The organism is Mycoplasma sp. 10961 (assembly GCF_055523525.1).
The window spans coordinates 1-23,346 of record NZ_JBVFVD010000001.1; the positions used below are offsets into that span (position 1 = coordinate 1).

Annotated in this window: 27 protein-coding genes; 13 read left to right on the forward strand and 14 right to left on the reverse strand. The window is 26.3% G+C overall.

The window, feature by feature from the left end; genetic code table 4:
• The 6 genes from AC0B4T_RS00005 to rplS form a co-directional block, all read left to right on the forward strand.
• Positions 1–1,389 (forward strand): DnaA ATPase domain-containing protein (locus AC0B4T_RS00005; protein ID WP_465102603.1); only part of this gene is annotated, 1,389 nt, incomplete at its 5' end.
• 126 nt (positions 1,390–1,515) lie between these two features.
• A complete protein-coding gene (locus AC0B4T_RS00010; protein ID WP_465102604.1) occupies positions 1,516–2,640 on the forward strand; it encodes a DNA polymerase III subunit beta in 1,125 nt (374 codons plus the stop codon).
• On the forward strand, positions 2,640–2,846 hold the full coding sequence (locus AC0B4T_RS00015) for an RNA-binding S4 domain-containing protein (RefSeq protein WP_465102605.1): 207 nt from the start codon (positions 2,640–2,642) through the stop codon (positions 2,844–2,846). Before AC0B4T_RS00010 ends, AC0B4T_RS00015 begins: the two co-directional genes overlap by 1 nt.
• Positions 2,847–2,965: 119 nt before the next feature.
• Positions 2,966–3,193, forward strand: a complete 228-nt coding sequence (gene rpsP / locus AC0B4T_RS00020) for a 30S ribosomal protein S16 (protein ID WP_465102585.1) — start codon at positions 2,966–2,968, stop codon at positions 3,191–3,193.
• Positions 3,194–3,202: 9 nt separating this feature from the next.
• A complete protein-coding gene (trmD, locus tag AC0B4T_RS00025; protein WP_465102606.1) occupies positions 3,203–3,886 on the forward strand; it encodes a tRNA (guanosine(37)-N1)-methyltransferase TrmD in 684 nt (227 codons plus the stop codon).
• Positions 3,876–4,226 (forward strand): 50S ribosomal protein L19, encoded by a 351-nt coding sequence (gene rplS, locus AC0B4T_RS00030; protein ID WP_465102583.1) that lies wholly within the window; start codon positions 3,876–3,878, stop codon positions 4,224–4,226. Before trmD ends, rplS begins: the two co-directional genes overlap by 11 nt.
• Positions 4,227–4,282: 56 nt before the next feature.
• Here the strand turns inward: rplS and ligA are convergent, their stop codons facing one another.
• The 5 genes from ligA to AC0B4T_RS00055 form a co-directional block, all read right to left on the reverse strand.
• Positions 4,283–6,265, reverse strand: coding sequence for an NAD-dependent DNA ligase LigA (ligA, locus tag AC0B4T_RS00035; protein WP_465102607.1), 1,983 nt, complete (start codon positions 6,263–6,265; stop codon positions 4,283–4,285).
• A 65-nt stretch (positions 6,266–6,330) separates the two neighbouring features.
• A complete protein-coding gene (tsaD, locus tag AC0B4T_RS00040; RefSeq protein ID WP_465102608.1) occupies positions 6,331–7,266 on the reverse strand; it encodes a tRNA (adenosine(37)-N6)-threonylcarbamoyltransferase complex transferase subunit TsaD in 936 nt (311 codons plus the stop codon).
• Entirely contained in the window at positions 7,266–7,829 is a 564-nt protein-coding gene (locus AC0B4T_RS00045) for a tRNA (adenosine(37)-N6)-threonylcarbamoyltransferase complex dimerization subunit type 1 TsaB (RefSeq protein ID WP_465102609.1), read from the reverse strand. The genes tsaD and AC0B4T_RS00045 overlap by 1 nt, the downstream gene beginning before the upstream one ends.
• Positions 7,829–8,218: a tRNA (adenosine(37)-N6)-threonylcarbamoyltransferase complex ATPase subunit type 1 TsaE gene (tsaE, locus tag AC0B4T_RS00050; protein WP_465102610.1), complete on the reverse strand. Its 390-nt coding sequence runs from the start codon at positions 8,216–8,218 to the stop codon at positions 7,829–7,831. Before tsaE ends, AC0B4T_RS00045 begins: the two co-directional genes overlap by 1 nt.
• The gene (locus AC0B4T_RS00055) at positions 8,205–9,074 is read right to left on the reverse strand and encodes a DegV family protein (protein ID WP_465102611.1); all 870 of its coding nucleotides are present in this window, start codon (positions 9,072–9,074) and stop codon (positions 8,205–8,207) included. The genes tsaE and AC0B4T_RS00055 overlap by 14 nt, the downstream gene beginning before the upstream one ends.
• A 36-nt stretch (positions 9,075–9,110) precedes the next feature.
• Here AC0B4T_RS00055 and tapR point away from each other — a divergent pair, with 36 nt between their 5' ends.
• From tapR to AC0B4T_RS00070, 3 genes are all read left to right on the forward strand, one after another.
• A complete protein-coding gene (gene tapR, locus AC0B4T_RS00060; RefSeq protein WP_465102612.1) occupies positions 9,111–9,695 on the forward strand; it encodes a TyrS-associated PheT N-terminal domain-related protein TapR in 585 nt (194 codons plus the stop codon).
• Complete coding sequence (gene tyrS / locus AC0B4T_RS00065) at positions 9,685–10,938, forward strand: tyrosine--tRNA ligase (protein WP_465102613.1); 1,254 nt, start codon at positions 9,685–9,687, stop codon at positions 10,936–10,938. Before tapR ends, tyrS begins: the two co-directional genes overlap by 11 nt.
• 82 nt (positions 10,939–11,020) lie before the next feature.
• Complete coding sequence (locus tag AC0B4T_RS00070; RefSeq protein ID WP_465102614.1) at positions 11,021–12,169, forward strand: IS3 family transposase; 1,149 nt, start codon at positions 11,021–11,023, stop codon at positions 12,167–12,169.
• A 108-nt stretch (positions 12,170–12,277) separates the two neighbouring features.
• On the opposite strand, the gene AC0B4T_RS00075 is transcribed toward AC0B4T_RS00070, so the two are convergent.
• From AC0B4T_RS00075 to def, 4 genes are read right to left on the reverse strand one after another with little or no spacing between them, the layout of a single operon-like run.
• A complete protein-coding gene (locus AC0B4T_RS00075) occupies positions 12,278–12,850 on the reverse strand; it encodes a DJ-1/PfpI family protein (RefSeq protein ID WP_465102615.1) in 573 nt (190 codons plus the stop codon).
• Positions 12,850–13,716 (reverse strand): MSC_0882 family membrane protein, encoded by an 867-nt coding sequence (locus AC0B4T_RS00080; protein ID WP_465102616.1) that lies wholly within the window; start codon positions 13,714–13,716, stop codon positions 12,850–12,852. Before AC0B4T_RS00080 ends, AC0B4T_RS00075 begins: the two co-directional genes overlap by 1 nt.
• Before the next feature lie 13 nt (positions 13,717–13,729).
• A complete protein-coding gene (locus AC0B4T_RS00085; RefSeq protein ID WP_465102617.1) occupies positions 13,730–14,893 on the reverse strand; it encodes a hypothetical protein in 1,164 nt (387 codons plus the stop codon).
• 12 nt (positions 14,894–14,905) lie between these two features.
• Positions 14,906–15,469: a peptide deformylase gene (def, locus tag AC0B4T_RS00090; protein ID WP_465102618.1), complete on the reverse strand. Its 564-nt coding sequence runs from the start codon at positions 15,467–15,469 to the stop codon at positions 14,906–14,908.
• 52 nt (positions 15,470–15,521) lie between these two features.
• On the opposite strand from def, the gene plsY reads away from it, so the two are divergent.
• The 3 genes from plsY to frr all read left to right on the forward strand — a co-directional run bounded on the left by plsY (position 15,522) and on the right by frr (position 17,582).
• Positions 15,522–16,244, forward strand: a complete 723-nt coding sequence (plsY, locus tag AC0B4T_RS00095; protein WP_465102619.1) for a glycerol-3-phosphate 1-O-acyltransferase PlsY — start codon at positions 15,522–15,524, stop codon at positions 16,242–16,244.
• A gap of 67 nt (positions 16,245–16,311) precedes the next feature.
• Positions 16,312–17,031, forward strand: a complete 720-nt coding sequence (gene pyrH, locus AC0B4T_RS00100; protein ID WP_465101108.1) for a UMP kinase — start codon at positions 16,312–16,314, stop codon at positions 17,029–17,031.
• On the forward strand, positions 17,031–17,582 hold the full coding sequence (frr, locus tag AC0B4T_RS00105) for a ribosome recycling factor (RefSeq protein WP_465102620.1): 552 nt from the start codon (positions 17,031–17,033) through the stop codon (positions 17,580–17,582). The genes pyrH and frr overlap by 1 nt, the downstream gene beginning before the upstream one ends.
• 81 nt (positions 17,583–17,663) lie before the next feature.
• On the opposite strand, the gene AC0B4T_RS00110 is transcribed toward frr, so the two are convergent.
• The gene (locus tag AC0B4T_RS00110; RefSeq protein WP_465102621.1) at positions 17,664–18,857 is read right to left on the reverse strand and encodes a hypothetical protein; all 1,194 of its coding nucleotides are present in this window, start codon (positions 18,855–18,857) and stop codon (positions 17,664–17,666) included.
• Positions 18,858–18,893: 36 nt separating this feature from the next.
• Positions 18,894–19,076 (reverse strand): hypothetical protein, encoded by a 183-nt coding sequence (locus tag AC0B4T_RS00115; RefSeq protein ID WP_465102622.1) that lies wholly within the window; start codon positions 19,074–19,076, stop codon positions 18,894–18,896.
• A 75-nt stretch (positions 19,077–19,151) separates the two neighbouring features.
• Here AC0B4T_RS00115 and AC0B4T_RS00120 point away from each other — a divergent pair, with 75 nt between their 5' ends.
• Positions 19,152–20,336: an IS30 family transposase gene (locus tag AC0B4T_RS00120; RefSeq protein WP_465102623.1), complete on the forward strand. Its 1,185-nt coding sequence runs from the start codon at positions 19,152–19,154 to the stop codon at positions 20,334–20,336.
• Positions 20,337–20,704: 368 nt separating this feature from the next.
• Here the strand turns inward: AC0B4T_RS00120 and AC0B4T_RS00125 are convergent, their stop codons facing one another.
• The 3 genes from AC0B4T_RS00125 to msrA form a co-directional block, all read right to left on the reverse strand.
• Positions 20,705–21,583 carry a hypothetical protein gene (locus tag AC0B4T_RS00125; protein WP_465102624.1) on the reverse strand — a complete coding sequence of 293 codons (879 nt, stop codon included), beginning with the start codon at positions 21,581–21,583 and terminating at the stop codon, positions 20,705–20,707.
• Positions 21,584–21,585: 2 nt separating this feature from the next.
• Positions 21,586–22,416, reverse strand: coding sequence for a hypothetical protein (locus AC0B4T_RS00130; RefSeq protein WP_465102625.1), 831 nt, complete (start codon positions 22,414–22,416; stop codon positions 21,586–21,588).
• 378 nt (positions 22,417–22,794) lie between these two features.
• The gene (msrA, locus tag AC0B4T_RS00135) at positions 22,795–23,310 is read right to left on the reverse strand and encodes a peptide-methionine (S)-S-oxide reductase MsrA (RefSeq protein ID WP_465102626.1); all 516 of its coding nucleotides are present in this window, start codon (positions 23,308–23,310) and stop codon (positions 22,795–22,797) included.
• Positions 23,311–23,346 lie beyond the last annotated feature (36 nt).

Genomic DNA, 23,346 nt, shown 5'->3' on the forward strand with positions numbered 1-23,346 from the left:
ATGATAGGAGTTAATGAAACAAACTGAGATGTTGATAAAAATATTAGGACGAAACAATTAAGAGAATTTTTGTCAAACGAAGTAAAAGACAATATGATTTATAAAACTTTTTTTAATGATGTAGAAATTTTAGATATACAATCGCAAGAAGTTTTACTAAGTTTTAAAAATTACAATAAAAATTCAGAGCAAATTTATTTGAATCTTTATAAAGAAAGTCTTGATAAGTCAGTAGAGCAAGTATTTGGCAAATTTATAAAATATAAAATTGTTATAGAAAAAGACCATAAAAAAACTGAACAATCATTAGACCAAATAATTGAGCAACCAAAGCAAACTAAAAACTATTTTCAAAATGATTATTCAGATAAATCAACGTTCGAGAATTATTTAAAGGGCGGATTTAATAAAGAAGCTGTTGATATTGGAACAAGCATATCAAAACTTAGTGTAGATTTTAATATCTTTTTTTTATCTGGACCTTCAGGTGGTGGAAAAACCCATTTATTACAAGCTATCGGCAAAAAAATAGAAGAAAGTGGTAAAAAATCAATATATATAACTCCTTTAATTTTTAATAAAAAAATACTTACGGCTATCCAGGATAATAAAACGAATAATATAACTAAATTAATTAACTATATAACTAATGCTGACATTGTTCTTTTTGATGATTTTCATATCTTTGGCGAAGGTCAAAAAAAACAAACCAAGAATTTTATTTACCAAATAATCGAAGCCCGTATGCAAAAAGATGTTCCTACAATTATTTCATCAGAAAAAGAATTAAAAGAATTGAAGCTTCAGTTTGAAGATCGCTTGTATACTAGACTTGAATCAGGTTTTATAAGTAAAATCAGCAAGCCCGCCGAAAATGAAATTGATAATATATTAAATTTTTTATTAGAAAAAAACAACATTGATCCAAAAATAATTGACAAAGAGTCTAAATTATTTGTTGTTAAAGAATTCGGGGGTTCAATAAGATCTTTGTTGGGCGCTATAACAAAGATAAAATATTACAATGATGATCTTATAAAAACTGATTATGTATTTAGCGTTATTAAAAAAATCTTTAAAGAAAGGTTTAAGGAAATAGCGGAACTAACACCCGATGTGATTATCAAGAAAGTTTCAGCATACTATAAGATCAGTGTTAAAGAAATTATGGGGAAAACTAGAAAGAAAGAGATCGTTATTGCCAGGCATATTGCTATTATTTTAATGGATGATATATTGAATATGTCTTCAACTGAAATTGGACGCTACTTAAATAAAGATCATACTACAATTTTGAATGCTTTGAAAAAAAAGAAAAATGAAGAAATATATTCTTCCATTAAACTTGTGTTAAACCAAATAAAAAGCGAGATATACACAACTAAATAAAAGTTATTCACAATTTTAATTTTGCAAAAAAGTGTTTTTTTTACAAAATAAATATGTATTTTTGATATTTTTTTGTATTTACCCCAAAAAGCACAAAATATAATAATATTAATATTGGAGGTTAAAATGAAATTCACAATTTCAAAAAAATTAATAGAAGATACAATAGATTTTTTATCAGGGTACGTAGAACCGTTAGATACATTTTTGCCATTTAGAGGTATTTTAATTGAACTTTATTTTGACAAATTAATTTTTACAGCTGGGAACACAAATATAGCTGCTCAAAAAATGATTAAAATAGACGAAAAAAATTTAAAAGTAGAAACAACCGGAAAACTATTGATAAATGCAAGTATTTTAAAAAACTTAATAAAAAAATTCGAAAAAAATATTACATTCTTTAAATCAGAAAATAATTTAGAGGTTTTTGAAAATAATACGCACTATACTTTGGTATTCTTGAATGAAAAACTATACCCTGACTTTGATTTTTCATTAGTTGAATCTACTTATAAAATAAACTCAACTGATTTATTAACAACAATAAACAATGTTTATATATCATCTAATTTAAACCAAGAAAAAGGAAACAACATAACATCAAACCCTATCACAAAAGTTATAAACATTCAATCGGAAAATACAAAACTAAGAATTACTGCTTCAGATAGTTTCAGGTTGTCGACCCATTTATTAGAAATTAACAAAGAATCAAATTTAAACATAAATGTTGATTCCAAAAACTTCAAAAAGTTATACCACAAAGAAATGCCTACAAATATAACTTTATTTATAAATAAAAATAAAATTGGAATCATTTATAATAATACTAAAATTTTCACACACCTTGTGAATTTAAAATACCACGATATTGAAAAATTAATAAAATTTTCCAATACCAAAAATATAAAAATCAAAAAAGAAGAATTATTAAAAATAATAAACAAAACTGTATTTTATAATGCTGAAAAAACAAAAAGACTTGAATTTTCTGTTTCCACTGAAAAAATAAAAACTACCTTTGAAGTTGCTGAAGTGGGAATTTCACAACACTCAACAACTAATTTTGAATATAATGGAAGATCATTTGATATAGATATTGACTGACATTATATAAAGGATGCTCTTGGAGCATTTAACGAAGAAAATATATATTTATGTGTGACAAACGACGAAAAAAGAGTATATATAGTCGGTGATAAAAACAGCGGAAACATACAATTAATCACCCCTATTAGGAGGTATTAATGAAAATCACTATTACAAAAGAATTTATAAAAATCGGGCAATTACTAAAATATACAAAAATAATAGACACAGGGGGCCAAGCTAAATTCTTTTTAGAAGATAATGAAGTAACAATAAACGGAGAAAAAGTTATTTCAAAAAACACAAAAGCAAGGGCTGGTGACATAATATGAATAAATAATACAAAAATACTCGAAATAGAGTAAAAAAGGCAAATATTTTTTTGCTTTTTTTTATTAAAATTTTAAATAAATTTTAGCATTTATGTGTATAATATGTAAACAAACTGTAAAGCAGTTTTACTTGACAAGGAGGATTATCACTAATGGTAAAAATTAGATTAAAAAGAATGGGAAGTAAATTCAGACCAGTTTACAAAATCGTAGCAGCTGATGCAAGAGCTCCCAGAGACGGTAAAATTATCGAAGCACTTGGGCATTACAATCCAAAAACAAAAGAACTTGTTCTAAACAATGAATTAGTTACAAAATGACTTTCTTTAGGTGCAAAACCAACTGATACAGTTGCTAGTTTACTAAAAAAACAAAAATAATATTTTGCTATGAAAATTAATTTCTTAACAATATTCCCAAATTACATAAAACCACTTAGCGAAGAAAGTGTTATAAATAAGGCTATACAAAAAAACTTAATCCAAATCGAAACTATAGATTTTAGAAACTTTTCTAAAAATAAACATAGAAAAGTGGATGATGAAATTTATGGCGGGGGACACGGCCTTTTACTGCAAATAGAACCAATTGATTTAGCGCTAGATAGTTTAAAAAACCGCGGTGGTTACAAAGTTTTAGTAACTCCACAAGGAAAGGTTTTTAATCAACAAATTGCAAATGACTTATCTTTAAAAGAAGAAATAACGTTTATTTGCGGACGTTACGAGGGTTTTGACGAAAGAATTACAGATTTAGTTGATATAGAATTATCTATTGGTGATTATGTATTAACTGGTGGTGAATTACCTGCTATGGTAATGGCTGATTCGATCTTAAGGCTTTTGCCAGGTGTTATTAAAGAAGAATCTCATATAAATGATTCATTTCAAAACGAAGGATTATTAGATTATCCCCAATACACAAGGCCAAGAGACTATAAAGGAATGAAAGTTCCAGAAGTATTATTCAGCGGTAATCACAAAGAAATTAATTTATGAAAAAAGGAAGCACAAATATTAAAAACAAAGAAGAATCGACCAGATATTATCGAAAGGATTAATAATGAGAAATAATTTCTTAGAACTAGTAGAAAAGTCACAATTACGTACTGATTTACCTGTATTTAAAACAGGAGATAACGTTAAAGTTCATGTTCGTATTCGCGAAGGAGAAAAAGAACGTATTCAAATTTTTGAAGGTTTAGTAATTTCTAAAAAAGAATCAGGAACTAGAGAAAGTTTTACCGTAAGAAAAATTTCTTATGGTGTTGGTATTGAAAGAACATTTCCTACTAATTCACCTTTAATAGCTCATATTGAAGTTGTTCGTTCAAACAAAGTTCGCAGAAAAAGATTGTACTATATGAGAGACCGTAAAGGTAAGAGTGCTCGTTTAAAAGAAATAAAAAGATAATTTTCCACGAAATAAACAGTTTAAACAAAAATATTTGCTAATTTAAGCAAATATTTTTATTTTATTAAATCTAAGAACTCATTTTCATTAATTATTTTTATATTTAATTCTTTTGTTTTTTTAAATTTAGAACTATTTACATCTAAATCATTTGTTATAAGATACGAAAGGTCTTTAAAAATTGAATTGGAATATCTTCCTCCATTATCTATAATTAATTTTTCATAATAACTTCTGGGGTTTGATAATTTTCCTGTTATAGCAAAAGATAAGTTTGATAATTTGTTTGTTTGTTTATCGTCTGCTTTATTATAAGCAAAAATTTTATCAAGGCTTAGTAGCAATTCTTTATGATCTGTGCGATATTTTTCTATTTCTTCTAAAATTGATGGCCCAATTGTGTCAATTGATTTAAATTCATTTAAATTTATATCTATTAATTCTTGAAAATTATTTATTTTAGAACTTAAAAGTTGGGCCACTCGTAAACCAACATGTTTAATTCCTAAACCATATAAAACTTTATAAAATGGTGTTTTTTGTTTGCTTTCATTAATAGCATTTATTATTTTGTCTATTTTAGTTTCTTTAAACCCTTCATAGGTTAAAATTACACTTCTGTAAGTATATAAATTAAATAAATCAATAAAACTATTTAAAATACCTTTTTCAAAGAAAATATCAATTATTTTATCACCGAGAGTTTGAATATCTAAAGCATGTTTGCCCACAAAATGAATTAATTGTTTTTTTTGCTTTTCTTTGCACAAATAGTTTAAACAAAACTGATCAACCAAATTATTTAAATTAATTAATTGTGAATTACAAGAAGGACAATTATTTACACCTTTATAGTAATCTTTGACATTTTTTGCTTTTACACCAATAATTTTAGGTATTATTTCGCCTGATTTTATTATGCTTACTTCATCACCTATATTTATATTCATATTTTTAATAAAATCTAAATTATGTAATGTAGCTCTTTTTACTATTGTTTTTAATAAATTAATTGGTTTTATATCCGCAACATAGCTTATTTTGCCAGTGCGTCCAACTGCTGGAATTATATTTTTTATAATTGAATGCTTCACTTCTGTTTCAAATTTGTATGCTATTGCATGTTTTGGGAATTTAGAGGTTTGCCCATAACTATCTCAAAGATCAATTTGATTAACTTTTAAAACAAAACCATCGCATTCAAATTCTAAATTATCTTTTATGTTTTTGAATTCTAATATAGAATCCCAAGCTTCGTCAAAATTATCTGCTTCTTTAATATATGGATTAGTTTTAAAACCTAGATTTTTTAACTTTTTTATTACTTGTGTTTGTAACTTTAAATTTAATTTATCACAATCAACCACATCATAAATAATTGAAGCAAGATTCCTTTCTTTGATGTTACTATTGTTAATTTGTTGAATTGAACCAGAAGCAGCATTACGGGGGTTAGCAAATAATTTTTCATTATTTTTTAATCTTAGGCTGTTCAATCTTTCAAATTCACTTTTTGGTAGGTAAATCTCACCCCTTACTTCTAAATCACCAGTAAAATTAATTTTTTTAGGAATGTCACTAATTTCTTTAACGTTATTTGTGACATCACTACCTACTAAACCAGTTCCTCGAGTAACTGCTTTAACTAGGTTACCATCTTTATAATGTAAAGCAATTGAAATACCATCAACTTTTGGTTCTAAACTATATGTAATACTTTGATTTTTGTTTTTAGTTGTATTTTCTATAAATTTTAAAATATCTTCTTTTGAGTGAGCTTTATTTAAAGATAACATTGGTTTATTATGTACAAACTCATTAAATTTATTTAATGAGTTTCCGCCCACTTTTTGTGTTGGGGAGTCATGTTGGATATATTGGGGATATTGCTTTTCAAGAGTTTGTAATTTGATTAACTCTAAATCATATTTAGCATCAGAAATTCTTGGATCTGATAAGTTATAATATTCGTTATTTCATTTGTTAATATTTTTAGTTAATTCTATAATTTTTTTTAAAATATCATTTTTTGAATTCATAAAACTATTTTACCATACATATAAGTTTCATAAAAAATAGACACATTTATTTATTGAAAATGTGTCTATTTTTTATTTTTAAGTATTTTTAAATAAGCAGTTTGTGCTATCATTGCACCATTATCTGTTGCATATTTTAAATTTGGCATAATTGTATTAGGATGTAATTTACTAAATTGTGACCTTAAATATTTGTTAGCACTAACTCCCCCGCCTAACATTAAAGTTTTTATTGGGTACTTATGTAGTGCTTTAACTGTTTTTTGTATTAAATACTCAATTGCTGTTTGTTGAAAACTTGCTGCTATTTTTTCTTTATTTATAATTTCGTTTCGCATTTGACATTGATTAATAAAATTAAGCACTTGTGTTTTTAATCCACTAAATGAAAAATCAAATTCATCTTGTGTTTTTGGTTTTGAAAAACTAATATATTCACCATTATAAGATTGGTGTATTTTGTCAATGATTGGCCCGCCAGGAAATCCTAAATTTAATTTATTCGCAACTTTATCAAAAGCTTCCCCAACAGCATCATCTAAGGTTTCCCCAATGATATTAATATCATCAATATCATTGGCATATAATATTTGAGTATGGCCACCAGAAACTAATAAACAAAGAGCAGGAAACGTAACTTTATGGTCAATTGTTGCTGAAAGAAAATGGCCATCTAAATGGTTTATTGGTATGATTGGTTTGTTTAAGCTTATTGATAATGCACTTGCAAATAAATATCCAACTTGTAAAGAACCAATTAAGCCGGGTTCTTTGGTATATGCAATATAGTCTACAGTATTTAAATCATATTTATTTTGAATAAGTTTTTGGATAATTGAAATATTTTTAATATGTTCTCGAGAAGCTAATTCAGGAATAGTTCCTCCAAATTCTTTAAATATATCAATTTGTGAGATAGTCCACATATCTAATATTTTTCCGTCTTCTAATATTGCTAAAGATGTATCATCGTGAGATGTTTCAATACCTAATATTCTCATTATTTTTTATTACCTATTTGTGGTTTTTTTATGTAATACGGATTTATATTTAATAAATCCGACTCTTCTTGAAAAATTGTTATAGAATTAAAAAACTCATTAATGAATTTATTATAATCAACTTTATTAATGAGTTGATTATCTTTTGGTATAATTTCAATATTATCTATATAATTTTCTTTACTAAAATTTGCTTTATTTAAATAAAATACTTTGTCACCTTGCGCATCTAAAAACATTTCATTTAAATTTGGATTAATAAAATTTAGAATTTTAAAGGTAGATGTAGTAAAGATTTTTTGGCCATGAATTAATGCGACTGTTCTTAAAAAAATCAAGGAAATACGAATTCCAGTAAAAAAACCAGGACCTAAATTTAAATAAAAACTCTTTATATCATAAGTATTTAGTGAGTTTCTCTTTAAAATAAGTTCAAAATTTTCAACTAATAAATTAACTTTTTTAGGGACATCTTTAATATAAAGGTGATCAATTATTTTTATATTATTGTTAAATAAAATTATTAAAAAATCACTTGTTGCAGTATCTAAATATAAATTCATTATTTAGCCTCAATTTGATATGTGTGAGATCCGCCATGGTTCAATATTGCATTAACCATAACATATTCTTTAAATTTTAAATTATGTAAATTTGATCATTCTATTGCAACGATATTATTTTCAAAATAATCCTCTAATTCTTCAATATCACCTTTAAAGTTGTATAAATCAATATGAATTAAGCCATTGTACATTTTCATATAATTAAACGAAGGTGAATTAATTTTTTCTTTTATACCTAGATGTTTTGCTAAATATTTTACGAATGTAGTTTTACCCGACCCTAAGTCACCATTTAACAATAAGTATTTTTTTTGTTGAATTATAGGTAGTCAAAAAGAAACAACTTTATCAAGTTGTGTCTCATCAGTTAAATTATAAATTTTCATTATTAAAGTATTTTTCTAGTGTTGTTTTGATTTTGGTGCCTTTAATAACCACAATTGCTTCAGGACCTGTATGAATTGAGATAACGTTTGGAATCGGAATTATATTAGTTTTTATATTATATTTTTCATCCAAATAATTTAGTAAATAATTTGCTTCTTCTGTTTTTTCTCCTAATAAAATCACTTCGTCATCATTGTTGAATGTTTCCATTTTTTCATCTATGGCATTTTGTAATGATCTTAAAAAGAGGCGGCCTTTGCCTTGTTTTTTTAATATACCATCACTAAATCTAATTAGTGGCACAATTTTAAGTAATTTTGCCAAAGTTGCCACTGGTTTTGATAGCCTACCACCTTTTACTAAATAATCATTATACTTAGGGACAAGTGTAATATCTAATTCATAATCATTTCATATGCTAGCATTTTTTATAGAATTATCAAGGCCTAATTTATTAAGATAACTTAAAAACTTATTAACTCTAAATAAAATTGTTTGTGCAACGTCTACTGATTTAACTATGTGCACGTTTGGATATTTTTCTGAAACAATTTTAAGAAAACTATATTGACTTGATAAATGCTCTGAGATTGGAAAAACAACCACATGTTTATATTCATTTACTAAAGACTTAATTAAGTTTTCAGAATATCCTATTGGCGTAGCAGATGTTTTTACTCCCTTAGTTTTTAAGTTGAATTTATCAAAAAATGTTTTAGTATTTAAATCAATACCATCATTATAAACAACATCATTCATTTCGATCTGAAGTGGCAAAAAATAGAATCCAAGTTTTTCTGCTTGATGTTTATCTAGGCCACAAGCTGAATCGACAACTATTGCTATATCTTTCATAAAATCTATTATATAAAATTTGTTATAATTTTAAACATGATTATTATTAATAATATAAACAAACATTTTGAAAATAACTCAATAATTTTTATTGATTCTAGATTGGTTTATACAAAAAGAATTATTGTTGATGATTTAGTTTTCAATATAGATAAAAACAACAATGTTAAAAGCATAAATGTGTTAAATAATTTAAAATATAACATTAAAAATGATAAATTTTATACTACTAAATTAAGCGAGTTAGTGGCGATTAACAAGATAGCATTAGAAAATAATTTAATTATTAATGACAAACCTCAATTTGTTTATGTTAAAGTTATTAAACGTGTAGTTCACCCTAAATCGGAAAAACTTTTTGTGTTGACTGTAAGTGATTCTAAAAACGAGTTTCAAATTGTTACAAATACCCTTGACTCCCTTGAAGGCTGTGTTTTGGTTTGTGCTTTGCCAGGCTCTACCACATATTCAGGGTCAAACGTTTTACCTGGAAAGGTAATGGATGTTGAAAGTAATGGTATGCTAGCAGGGTATCAAACTTTATCAATTAATAAGCAAGGATTGATTTTTGGAGATATTGAAGATATTGGGAAGGAATTTATTATAAAACATGATAATTAATGAATTAAAAAATAGAGGAATTCTAAAAGATGTAACTAATTTAGATAAATTTAAAAATATCGAAAAAGATGCTTATGTGTATGCGGGGTTTGATCCAACTGCACAAAGTCTTCATTTAGGAAATTATATTCAAATCGCAACAATGTTACGTTTAAAACAAGCTGGTATTAATGTTTTAGCTGTTGTAGGTGGAGCAACTGGGATGATTGGTGATCCCACCTTTCGTTCGAAAGAAAGGGTTTTATTAGACCAAGATAGTATTAATCAAAATAAATCATTTATTGTAAAACAATTGCAAAAATTCAGATTAGAAGTTTTTGATAATTTAGAATTATATAAAAACATGAATGTTTTTGATTTTTTAAGAGATGTAGGTTCATCAATTAATATCACTTATATGCTAGCTAAAGATTCGATTGCAACAAGGTTAGAAAATGGATTAAGTTTTACTGAATTTAGCTATACCTTAATACAAGGGTGGGATTTTTATAAACTTTATGTGGATAAAAATGTTCATGGTCAATTTGGTGGATCTGATCAATGGGGAAATATCACTACAGGGCTTGAGATTATATCTCGTAAGGAAGGTATTGACCATAAAGCTTTTGCTTTTACATGTAATTTGCTTACAGATGCAAATGGTAATAAATTTGGTAAATCCACAGGTGGTGGTAGCTTATGGCTAGATCCTGAAATGACCAAACCATATGATATGTACCAATTTTTATTAAACCAGCCAGACTCAGAAATTGAAAAGTTATTAAAATGGTTAACCTTCATACCACTAAATAAAATTGAAGATATTTTACAACAACATACAGAAAATCCAAAGTTACGAATAGCTCAAAAAACTCTAGCATTTGAAGTTATTAAAGATGTTCACAATATTGAAGACGCAACAAAATGTAAAACACTTTCTGAAATTTTATTTAATAAAGACTTAGATTTAAATAGCATAACAACACAGCAAATATCTTTATTAAAAAAAGATTTAAATTGTTTATCTATTAAAGAAAATACTAATTTAGTAGAAGAATTAATAAAATTTAATGTTCTTAAATCAAAAAGAGAAGCAAGGGAGTTTATTACTAATAACTCTCTTAAAGTAAATTTAATTCCTATTTCTGAAGAGTTTTTAATGTATAGCAATTTTTGAGATAATAAGTATTCATTACTACACGTTGGAAAAAAGAAAATTTATTTATTAGAAATTTTAAATAAAAATAAATATATAAAAAGTTAACATAAAACTATGTTAACTTAGACAGGGAAAAAATATTCGGACAAAATCCGAATATTTTTAATATAAAGAAAGAGAGGTAGTTATGAGGCATTTAAAGACTAAAGAATGAATCAAAATTTTTGACTTATACGATAAATATTTGAACCTGGGAATAACGAAGGCAGAATTTGATAATTTCTGTTTTGATATCAGAAAAGTATACTGAAATAAAGAATCAATGAGAAATATGTTAAAGAAAAGAAAACTGTATAATTTAAATATGAACATAGAATCACAAAGCGGTAAATCACCTAAGAAAGATAAAGGTGTTGGGAGAAAGAAAAAGAAAGTTCTCGATTATACATGAATTGATACTCTTAAAGATGATGAAAAAGATGCAGTTATAAAATACTACTATCGAATTTTTAATGAAAATAATATTGATGCAGATATCTCAAAGATAAAGAAAATCAAGAATCTTTCACATACTAAAAAATCTAAAATGATATGTGTTTCAAGATCTACATATTACGAGAAATTGAAAGATAACAACAAGACTAAAGAACTAAAGGTTAAACACAAAGAAATAATTTTTCAAAGTTTTGTCGAAAATAAAGAAAGGTATGGACGAAGGAGACTTGCTAAATATATTTTCCAAGAATATAATATTCAAATAAATCCTAGAACCCTAGGAAATTATATGAAAAAGCTTAATTTGAAAACATTTGTTAGACAAAAACGTAAAACCAAGGAATCTAAAAATACTAGTATTAAAATACCTGATTTAGTAAAAAGAGATTATAATTCACGTAACAATAATATATATGCAACAGACGTGACCTACATACCAGCACCAAAAGATATTGAACAAAATCATATTTATTTATCTGCAATTATTGATCATAAAACTAAGTTTGTGACCTATGAATTATCACTTAGAAATGATACTGAACTAATTTTGAATAATATCAGTAATACAAAATTCAAAAATAATTTTATTTTACATTCTGACCATGGAACTGCTTATTCGTCGGTCGAATATACTAAAAAAATAAAATCACTAAAAGGTAAAATATCAATGTCAAGAATTGGTAATAGTCTTGACAATCGTGAAATTGAGTATTTCTTTTCAATTCTTAAAAGTGAAATTTTCCCAAATTTTGATCAAACCTGTAAAAAACTTACTTTTATTGAATTATCACAAAAAATCAAAGAATTTATAAACTGATATAATTATAAAAGAATAAGATAAAAAAACCTTCCCAAAGCATTCCGTTTGGCTTAGCCAAATGGTATGGTTGGGGAAGGTTAAACCGTCCGAAAAAAATTTCCCAGTTTAACTTTTTTGTTCATATGTTTTTTATAAAACAATTTCTGATGCATTTGGCTTACCCGCATAAATTTTATATGTTTCTAAAGCAACTTCGTATCCAAATAATTTAATTAGTGAAATGAATGCTAATCGAGCTGATGCATATGGTGAATTTCCAGTGATAAAATTATTTTCATTATAATTTGTCAAGGAATCAATTCAATTTTGTTTTCTTAATTCTTTGCTTCAATCTGAAGGATATGAAGCAAAGGGATTATTTTTAATTATATTTGCTTCTTTTAAGACGTTTGGAGCATCACAAATGGCTATAATAGGTTTTCCTAATTCGTGGTGTTTACGAATTAAATTTAGCGATACAACATTTTTTCTTAAAGTTTGTGCACCAGGCCCTCCAGGAACAAATATAACATCATAATCTTCTATATTGATATTGTTACAAATGTTATTTATATGTGCAAGATTATCTTTTCCATGTGCTTCCTTAAGATTTGGATTATAAAAGTCAATTTGAGTGAATTTTTGTGATGTTTTAAAGATAGTTAAAGGCGTAACTAATTCCGCATCTTTAAATTTATCTTCGATGATTACTAATAATTTCATTATTTTTTTCTCCTTACTATACCACGATAAACTAAATAAATTACTAAAACAAATGGTAATAAAATAGTTAAAACAAAAATTATAACGTATGATTTAATTCAAATTTTATTTTCTTGGGTTTTTTGTTCATATACTACATTTTGTAATTGCACTGCTGCTTCATTTGAATTAAAGTTATTTATTATATCATCAGCTCTTTTTTTGTCAAAAAACAAGCTAAAAATATAAAAAGCAAGGGCACTAATCATAATTGATAAATTTATTATTAACAGTAAATTTGTATTTTTAAATCATTGATTAAATACTTGTTTAAAATCAAGGATAAAGTGTATATTAAAGCTAGTATTTTCTTGTGGCGAAAATGGGCTACCGATTTCAATAATTTGATCTTTTAATGAAAAAATTAAGATATTAAACAACCCAAAATATGTGAAAAAGAAGATTATTAACCAAGTTATACGAAGCCTTTTTAAAATTAGTGAACGGTATAATTCTGCAAAAACAGGACTTGAAGAAATATCATTGCTTGAAAAATTGTCTTTGTACTTCTTGTTGATTTTTTTTCATTGCAAGATTTTAATTGTATTTTTGGTTATATAGAATAACGAAATAAATCCAGGAATCGAAATAAGGATGTAAAGACCAATTCCGAGCGATTCTGTGTTTAAATGTGTTAGGGCATTATAACCAATTCCAATTAAACAAACCGTTAAAACAGATAATCAAAATAATAGTGATACAATCCTTGTTTTTGTCTCGTTTTTTATTATTTTAAAGGTTGTTGGATTGAAGTCATTCTTTATATGAGAATTTTTAATTGTTTGTTCATTGTTTATGGGTAAATCTTGTTGTTTTGGTTTAAACATATGTATTTAAATATTAATCTTGATCTTCATCTTTATTACTTGATGAATTTTGTGGTCTTTCGCTTTTAGCTTTATCTTTTAAAAACTTAATAAAGATATTTAATGATTTACCAACATCTGCTTTTTTTCTTAAACTTTCGCTTTCTACTATTTCATCTAGTTTTTCAACTAAATTCTTTTGAGTTTTATCTTCTAAATTAGCAGCAACATTTTTAATAATGTAAATTTTATCATCAAGTTTAGAATCTAGTGTTTTAGCTTCGTTGTATAATTTATCTATATTTTGAGTTAAATAATCAGTTAAGATTTCCCTTTTTTTCTCGTCTGAATTAGCTGTAAGATAATCAGGTCTTTCTGCAGACATTCTAGAAATTGCTTTATCAACAATGTCTTCTAAATTCTTTTCAATTTTTAATTCTTTTGATTTTTCCCGCAAGACAGGAATCACAATATCGAAGATACGATCATTATTAATAACTTTTGAAATTTCACTAAGTGCTTTATCAACCCTTTCCTTTTCTTCTTTGCTTAGTGTTGAATAGTTTTTACTTCAAAGTGTTGAGTCCGATAAGCCTTCAACTACTTTTTGAAAATCATCTACTTTTGAGAATAATGAAGCAAATGATTCTCCTTTTCCCCCAGTCATTATTTTTACTCCAATATTTGATACTGTGTTTGTTGAACTGTCTTCATTTTTTGAAGAAATAAGCATAACATTAGCCATTAATAAACCAGCTGGAATTGTTGAAATAGCATTAGTTATACCAAAAGAAACTCTCTTTAATCATTTATGTTTTGCTGTTTTTCTTTTGCGTTTAAATTTAGGGATGAAGTGTAAAATATTGTTAACTACAAAAAATAAACTTCTTGCAGAGAGATAGATAATGATTGATAGTAAAGAAACTAGCAATGGAATCACTCCTTTTAATGATCTTATATCACTATCCTGCGAATTATTAATATAACTTGATAAAGCTCCGTATATAATAATTGATGATACAATTGTTATTACAATTGCGGAAATTTTAAATATAGTTCACTTAAAACCATATAAAAAGCCAAATCCAAAACTTATTAACAATGCTGCTATAAATATAAGTAAAACATATGTTGTTGAGTTTTGGTTATTAAATAACTCTGATAATTTTATTAATAAATTTTTTAATGTTTCTGACATTTTTTCCTTTCTTTATAAATATTTTGCCTTTGTTTGTTTTTTTCATGGATTTTTTTGATTTATTCTGTCGATAAATAATTTACCATTTAAATGATCTAATTCATGTTGAAATACTATTGCTAAATAATCAGTAACTTCATATCTCATATGTTTATTTTCTAAATAACTAAAAGCATCAACAATAATTCTTTTGCTGCGGTGTACATAACCTTCTTGATTTGGGTGTTCTTCAGGAACACTCAAACAACCCTCGCCATCACTTAAAGCAACCAAAGATTTGCTTTGAAATATAATTTTTGGATTAAAAAGTACATCTTTGAATATAATATTGTTTTGTGAATCAGTTAAATAAACATAAAAGACATTTTTTAAAATTCCATATTGTACGGCTGCAACACCAACACCAGGGCGAAATTCAGATTCGCCACTTTGTGACGTATCGATATGATAAATCATTTGTTTAGCAAGATCAATATCTTCATTAGATAATGGTAATGTTACATCTAATGATCGCTTACGCAGAACATTTTCAGGCAATTCTACAATTTTTATATTATATTTTTCTTTATTTTGCATCTTAAAATAAATTATATAATATTTTAGGTTAAAATTTTAAAGGAGTTTAAAAATGCAAATATTTCTAACCATGTTACTTAATTTAACATTCTTCTTATTTGGGTATTTATTGGGTTCTTTAAATACTTCAATTTTATTTGGGAAACTCACTAAAAAGCCAGATTTAAGATTGTATTATTCAAAAAATGCTGGTGCTACAAATTCTCTTAGAGTTTATGGCAAAAAATCAGCTATTATTATTTTATTAATAGATATCTTTAAAACATTCATTGTTGTCTTATTATGTCGTTTAGTTAGCCAATTAGTAAATGATGCAATAACTGAAGAATTTATACGTAAAACTAAAGACGTAAGTTTATTATATTCAAAACTATATTTAATTCCTCTTTTAGGCGGAATTGGTGTTTTACTTGGTAATGTATATCCGGTATTTTATAAATTTAAAGGTGGCAAAGGTGTTGCTGGCTCAGTTGGTTTATTAATTTCAATTAACATTGTTTTATTACCAATTGCAGCAATTTTCTTCTTTGGCCTTATGTTTTGAAAAAGATATGTTTCATTAGCTAGTGTGTTAACATCTTTAGTTATGATTGTTTTTATAGCAATTCCTTGAGTTAATTCAGGGCCATTATCATGAGTTTCTGGCGTTGAGTATAATACAAATATCATTACTATATGTTTTTATATCTTTAATGCTGGAATTGTTATTCTTGCTCATAAAGCTAATATTCAAAGACTGCTTAAACAGCAAGAAAGAAAATTTGGGCAAAATTAAAATAATTTATATTTTTTTATAAAATATTATAGATTAAATATAAAATTTAATTATCTTTAGGAAGATTATGAAACAATACAAACGGATTTTAATTAAACTTTCTGGTGAAGGTTTTGCAAATAAAGAAAAACATTTAGCTATTGATAATGAATTAGTTAAGAAAATAGCTTTACAATTAAAAGAAATAGTAAATAAAGGCATCCAGGTATCAATTGTAATTGGTGGTGGCAATTTTTGAAGAGGAGCTTCTGCGGAAAAAAACGGGATCCCGCGCAATAGAGCGGACTATATTGGAATGTTAGCAACTATTATGAATGGTTTAGCTCTTCGTAGTGGGTTTGAACTTGTGGGTTTGAAATCAAGAGTGCAAAGCTCATTAAGTTTAGATCCTAAGATAGCCGAAAACTATGTAAATGAAAAAACAATTAAATATTTAAAAGATGGGGAAGTTGTAATTTTTGTTGGGGGAACCGGTAGACCATTTTTCACAACCGATACAGCTTCAACTCTTTATGCGGCTGAAATAGGTGCCGAAGTTATTTTAATGGGGAAAAATGGAACTGATGGAGTTTATGATAGTGATCCTAAAAAAAACCCAAGTGCAAAACGTTATGACAAAATAACTTATGACCAAATTTTAGAAAATAAATTACAAGTTATGGACCTAACAGCCACTAGTATGGCACGCGATAACAATATTGACTTAATAATTTTTAACTTATTAGAAGATAACTCAATTTTAAGAGTACTTGATTCATCTATTAAACATACAGAGGTAACAAAATAATGGAACTTGATTTATATATATTAGACTTTGAAGATACTGCAGAAAAACCAATTAGTCATTTGAGATTTGAAATGTCTAAGATTTCAACAGGGCGAGCAAATCCACAAATAATTAAGGGCATAAAGATTAATTATTATGATACTTTAACACCGCTTGAAGAATTATCTCATATAAGTGTTCCTGAACCACAACAACTGCTAATTAAACCTTATGATCAAACAACTACTAAAGATATTTATAAAGCCTTAGAAAAAGCTAATTTAGGGGTTATGCCTATTGATGAAGGGCACCAAGTACGTTTAAATTTTCCAACTTTAACAACAGAACGTAGGAAAGAACTAATTAAAAGCCTCGGCAAAATTTCTGAAGCAGCTAAAGTTGGAGTTCGTAATGCTCGCCAAAATATAAATAAAAATATTAAATCAGATGGAGAGTTATCCGAAGACCAACAAAAACAATACTTAGATAAAATTCAAAAATTAGTTGATGAATATATTGAAAAAATCAATATGTTAACAAAAGAAAAAGAATCAGAATTAATGAATAAGTAACATATAAAATTATTAGATAAGTAAAGCAACATTCGGGTAATTTATCCGAACGTTGCTTTATTTTTTTAGCAAAAATTATTTTTAATTTATTCCGTTATAAATCTCTTTCTTTTTATGATAATTTATAATATTATAAACTGATAAGATGGGAACAATCAAATCAATTATATACATAATTTTTATATGTTTAGTTGATGTTTTTAATAACATGATATTTGCAATATAACGAGGTGTAAAATATCCTATATAAATAAAACACCCAAGAAATAACCAAAAACCTAGAATTGTATTGATGTCTAAACCACCAATAAAACTAACTTTTTTGATTGCTAAAGTGAGTATAGAAACAAAAGAGAGTATGGCGGAAGTATGCCAAATAAACTTAATAATTGTTTCTTTATTTAATGTATTATATAGATATCCTATATCTTGTTTTTCTTTAAGATCTTGGTTTTTTATATCTTTTTCTAAACCCAAAACGTTAGACCAAGCCTTCAAATAAATAAAAACAACAAAAAATATAAAGCCACCCTTCTTCCATTGTTTGCCTTCCTTTTGTAGTATTTCATTATATATTTCAGCAGAATATAAAGAAATAAAAGATGTAGGATATGCTATTATACTAAACCCAATTAGTGGACTTAAAATAACTACCAACACAATGTACACAATATAATTTGTAAAGTCTTTAAATGCATTATTAATTATTTGTGAAATACTAGGAAATAAATAATAAAGTGTAACTATCATTCCTATTAAAACACCAATGCTAAATAAATCCCTAAACAAATTAACAATCTTCCACTTGATAATTAATTGTCTAGTTGTGAAGTTGTTTTGTTTATGATAAGACTTTGCAATTATTTTAATTAAAAAACTTGAAGGCCAAAAGAATAACAATATTCTGTATATTTTTAGATTAAGACCTGACATTATGAATTTATGATCATTTTTTAGAACTAAAATTAAATGAATTCTGGTTATAAATGAAAAACAAAACGAAATAAAAAATATCAAAGCAATTAAATCTTTATTCAGAGTAAATGAAGAATTATTAACATTATCATTTGACAAAAATGAAATATAACCCTCAGGATTTTCCAAGATTATATCCCTTGGGTTGTTGTAGATTAAAGATTGGCTCAATTTATTGTCAAGTGTAAATAATAGTATAAAAGCCATTATTTTTAAAAAAATAAGAAAAGATAAAAACCAAAGCACTATATAGTTTTTATCATTTAATATAAGTTTTTTAAATTTTAATTTTCCATACATTAGTTACATACCTCATTAATTACGTTATTTATATTATTAACTTCTGTTTTTATAAAAATGTAAATATTTATCAGATTTAATTCCGCTATTTTGTGTATTTTTATATAAATTTAAAATACCAATTATTTTGTTAATATCTCGCAAGTGACTTTTCCAAAAAACATTTTCCAAAAAACTATTAATTGGAAATGTCACATGCAAGTTTTTTGCATGTGACATTGTTTTTTGTCTGCCTTGTAATAAAATAATTGCATTAATAAAATTTTAAAAATTATAAGGAGACCTTAAAATTATATGAAAAATTTAGAAAAATATATTTGTGTTTTTGACAAATATCGAAAAGAAAATAAATATCAACATTTTAAAATTGAAGAGAATTACAATACTATCTTGAAAATGCAAGGAGCTCTTGGGACGCAACGAAAATTACGATCAGATCAAATTGATCTAGAACAACTTTATAATATTTTACAAGAACTTTCTGAAGGCTTCTCAATCCAAGAAGTAGCCAAAATTTTTGATAGAGACATTCGAAGTATAAAAAGCAAAATCCAAATTATTACAAATCGCAGACCACTTAGTTTAGATAAACAAAATCGCTATGCTTGTCCTAAGTGTTCAAAAAGAGTCATGCGTGTTAAAACCCTTAACTTTACTAAACTATACGAACATTTATTAGACTATTCATTTTCACGACTCTTTTTTGTAAGTGATGCAATTAAAGAGAAATGAAAGGCCTACAGAAAATATTGGCATAGTGAGCTTAATACATACAATAAAAATAGAAATAAAAAGAACTTAGTGCAAAAAGAAGTTAAGAAATCAGTTACCTATCTTGTGAATTCTTTTAAAGAATTATCACCTGATGAATTTGCTCCTTCACCTAGTACAATTTATAAAATAATTAAAAAATACCCTTATTTCCTTGATTTTAGCCACATTGTTAAAAAATCTGAAGGCAAATATGGCATAAGGAAGAAGAAACAAACCAAACCTAAAACATTAAAATATGCAACAGAAATTTCGAAACGTCCAGCTTATATCAATAATCGCTCAGAACATGGTCATTTTGAATTAGACACCGTTATTGGTAAAATCAATGATACATATTGTATTGTGACCATAATTGAACGGCAAACCAGAATGTCTTATGCTATGCTCTCAAAACGCAATTCCAAAGCTATCAAACAAACTCTTCTAAAACTAATCAAGAAACATAACTTAGACATTAAAACTTTAACAGTTGATAATGGTAGTGAGAATGTCTTATTGCACCAGGTCATTCCAACTGAAAGATTATTTAAATGCCAACCATATAGTTCATGACAAAAAGGCTCAATAGAAAATATGCACCGCTTAATTAGGTATTACATTCCCAAAGGAAAAAGCTTAGATAAATATTCTCAGCAAGAAATTGATTATATGATGGAAAAAATAAATAACTATCGGCAAGTTGTCCGGCAATATAAGATAACCTAAAAACTTTTTTAATCCCCCGCCTTTGATTGCAATCAAAGGGGCCTTACTTTTGGCAAAAGTAAGCAAAACCGACGAGAAAACACTGCCGTGTTTTCTGTTTTCGCATACATTTTTTTATATAAAAATTATGTTAAAATTAAAAGACAATTATTTTGTTAATATCTCGCGTGTGACTTTTCCAAAAAACATTTTCCAAAAAACAAATTTTTTTCTTTATATTTAGATAATTTTATGTTATAATATAGTTCCTTAAATTATTTTATAACGTAAATTTTAATATAAGTGAGGCTTAAAAAAGCCTCATCTTTTTTATATAAAAATTTAAATGTTTATTACATAAAAATAAGTAGAAAGTACGGACGGGATTTTTAGGTAGTTACTACTTGCCTTATTTTTTGAATATCGTCAAGATTAAAAATGTAAAAAGTTACTTTATAATAATCCTTAGAATTAATTAAATAATTTTGGTATTTGTTTAAAATACCAACAATTTTAGAATTATGAAACAAAGGGCTACCGAAGAATTGATTATTAATATGTGCTGGATGATTATATGTTACGGTTTGATCTGTTTTTTTTATTTCCGAAGATAAAGCAGTTATAGAAGAATGAATAGATTTAAACATGCCAAAGTAAATTTGTTTATATAGTATTGATGTTGGCTGTATAGGGGTGTATGATATAACTTCATCTATGTTAAGGTCTAAACTCCTAGCTGAATTAATTTGTTCAATTACATTATGATTATTTGAAAATTCATTTCTTATAGGTTCACCACCATGATTTGGAGCCTGAATAAGTCTATCTCCTCAACTTGAAGATAATTTAGATTTTTCTATTGCATAGACTATATAATTTTCGTGATTAAGAACTATGTCAAAGATAACCTCGCCACTAAAAAAATATAAAGGATAGTTATTTTCCAAATTTGTATTTGTTAGGCTGATATTAATTGTTTTTTGATTTAAATTTTTTAAATCTCCACGGCTTGTTAAAAAATAATATTTATCATTATTTGTTGCTAAGTAAGTAGAAGTAAAAGTTTGATATGTGTCTTGTTTGTTTTGAGCATCCTGAAACTTAACGATAGTTTCTAATATAAAATTTTGTTTTTCTTTATTTTCATTTGCCAACTCTTTTTTAAGTCTTATTTCTGGAACATCACCACAAGAAACAGCAATAGGGAATATTGTTGATATTGACAATCCTGTTAAAAACATTTTAAATAAATACTTGCGCCATAACATAATTATTCACCATCAGTTAATTTCTTATAATACAAATATTTACCCCATGCCTCTGTTTTTTTATCTTCAAGATAGGAACTGGCTTTTTGTGTTAGTTCTTTTACTTTTGGAACTAAGTAGGCAAAGGGACCATTAATAACAAGACTTTTTAAAAAAGAAGTTAAAAGTGCGGTCCTGCTAAGTGTATTTGACCACTTTTCTAAAATATCCAACACTACACTAGTTGATAGCCCAACGATCACACTATCATCATTAGTAGTCATTGCCATTAATATTTTAGCTATAATTCAACCTTTTTTGGCCTGGGCAGCCGGAATGTTAAGACTCAAATAATTAAGATAAAGTTCAAGAAAATCTAAACCAAGTGGCAACAGTTGAAATAATTCTCCAAAACCTTTGACAATAAAATCAGCCGCCTCTAGAGCTATATAAACTGATCATCAAAAAGCCCTTGGAAATCAATGATATCAAGCCTCTTCTAAAAGTTCTTTATTTTGAAAATTATCTTTTGTAGATTTAATCAAATTAAGTGCAATTGACTGTATTTCTTTTTCTGTTAACTTATTTTTTAATTGCTGTTGAACAATATGCTTAACTTGAGTTTCTATGTTATTTATATAATTTTTATTATTTTCGTTGCCTTCAAACACAATTTTAATTAAAGAATCTCTTAAATATTGTTGAGGGTGATTTTTGTAGTCGATTGTAATTTCTCCTTGAAATTGTTGTTGCTGAGTAGGCACACTAGCAAGTAATGTTAAAGGTGCAGCAATTACTAGACCGGGAATATAATTAAAAACTGTTGTTTTTCATTTCTTAATTGGAAAATGCATTTACTAATAACTCCTTAATATTTTTGTATTATTTGTAAATAAATATTTAATTCTTTAGTATGTTATCTTGAAAATAACTTGCTTGGTTATTCAAATGTCAAAAGACATATAAATATTATAATAGATTTTTATGTATTTTGCGCTTTAGTGTATAATATATTTCTTAAACAGTTATGTTTAGATCTCATAAAATACGGTGCCAAAAAAGGTGCCGTATTTTTACTGTAATATAAGATATTCAGAGGAAAATGCAATATTTCTAAAGATAAATGCAGAAATAAAGAGTTTATGGAGAATTTTCGCTATTTTAAATTATTAACCTAAGATATGAAAAACCTTATTAATGAAAAAAATAAACAAAACCAATAACTAATTTAGTTATTGGTTTTTAAACTCTTCTTTTAAATATTTATCAGGTATTGCACTTAGGTTAATATGGCAATAACCCATTGGATTTTTCATCAAATATTGTTGATGGTATTCTTCAGCTAAGGTTTGGTCACTTACTGGCAAGAATTCTAAGTAATTTTTCTTACCTTCTTTTTTAACAAAATGATTATTTAATTCTTTAAATTTATTGAGTAATTTTTCATTATTTGTATAAATACCAACTCGGTATTGTGTTCCTTGATCTCCACCTTGTTTATTTAAAGAATAAGGATCAATTATCTTTAAATAAAAATCTCAAATTGTTTCTTCGCTTATGATTGAATCATCATATTCTATGCAAACTGCTTCAACGTGCTTTGATGTAGTACACACCTCTTTGTATGATACACCTTCAAAACCTCCGTTAATATAATATGATTGTGCACATAAAATACCTTTGATTCTTGAAAAGAAAGCCTCTACACCTCAAAAGCAACCACCTGCTATAAATAATTCTTTTTTCATGTGTTTATTATATTAAAAAATAGTTATAAAAAATAA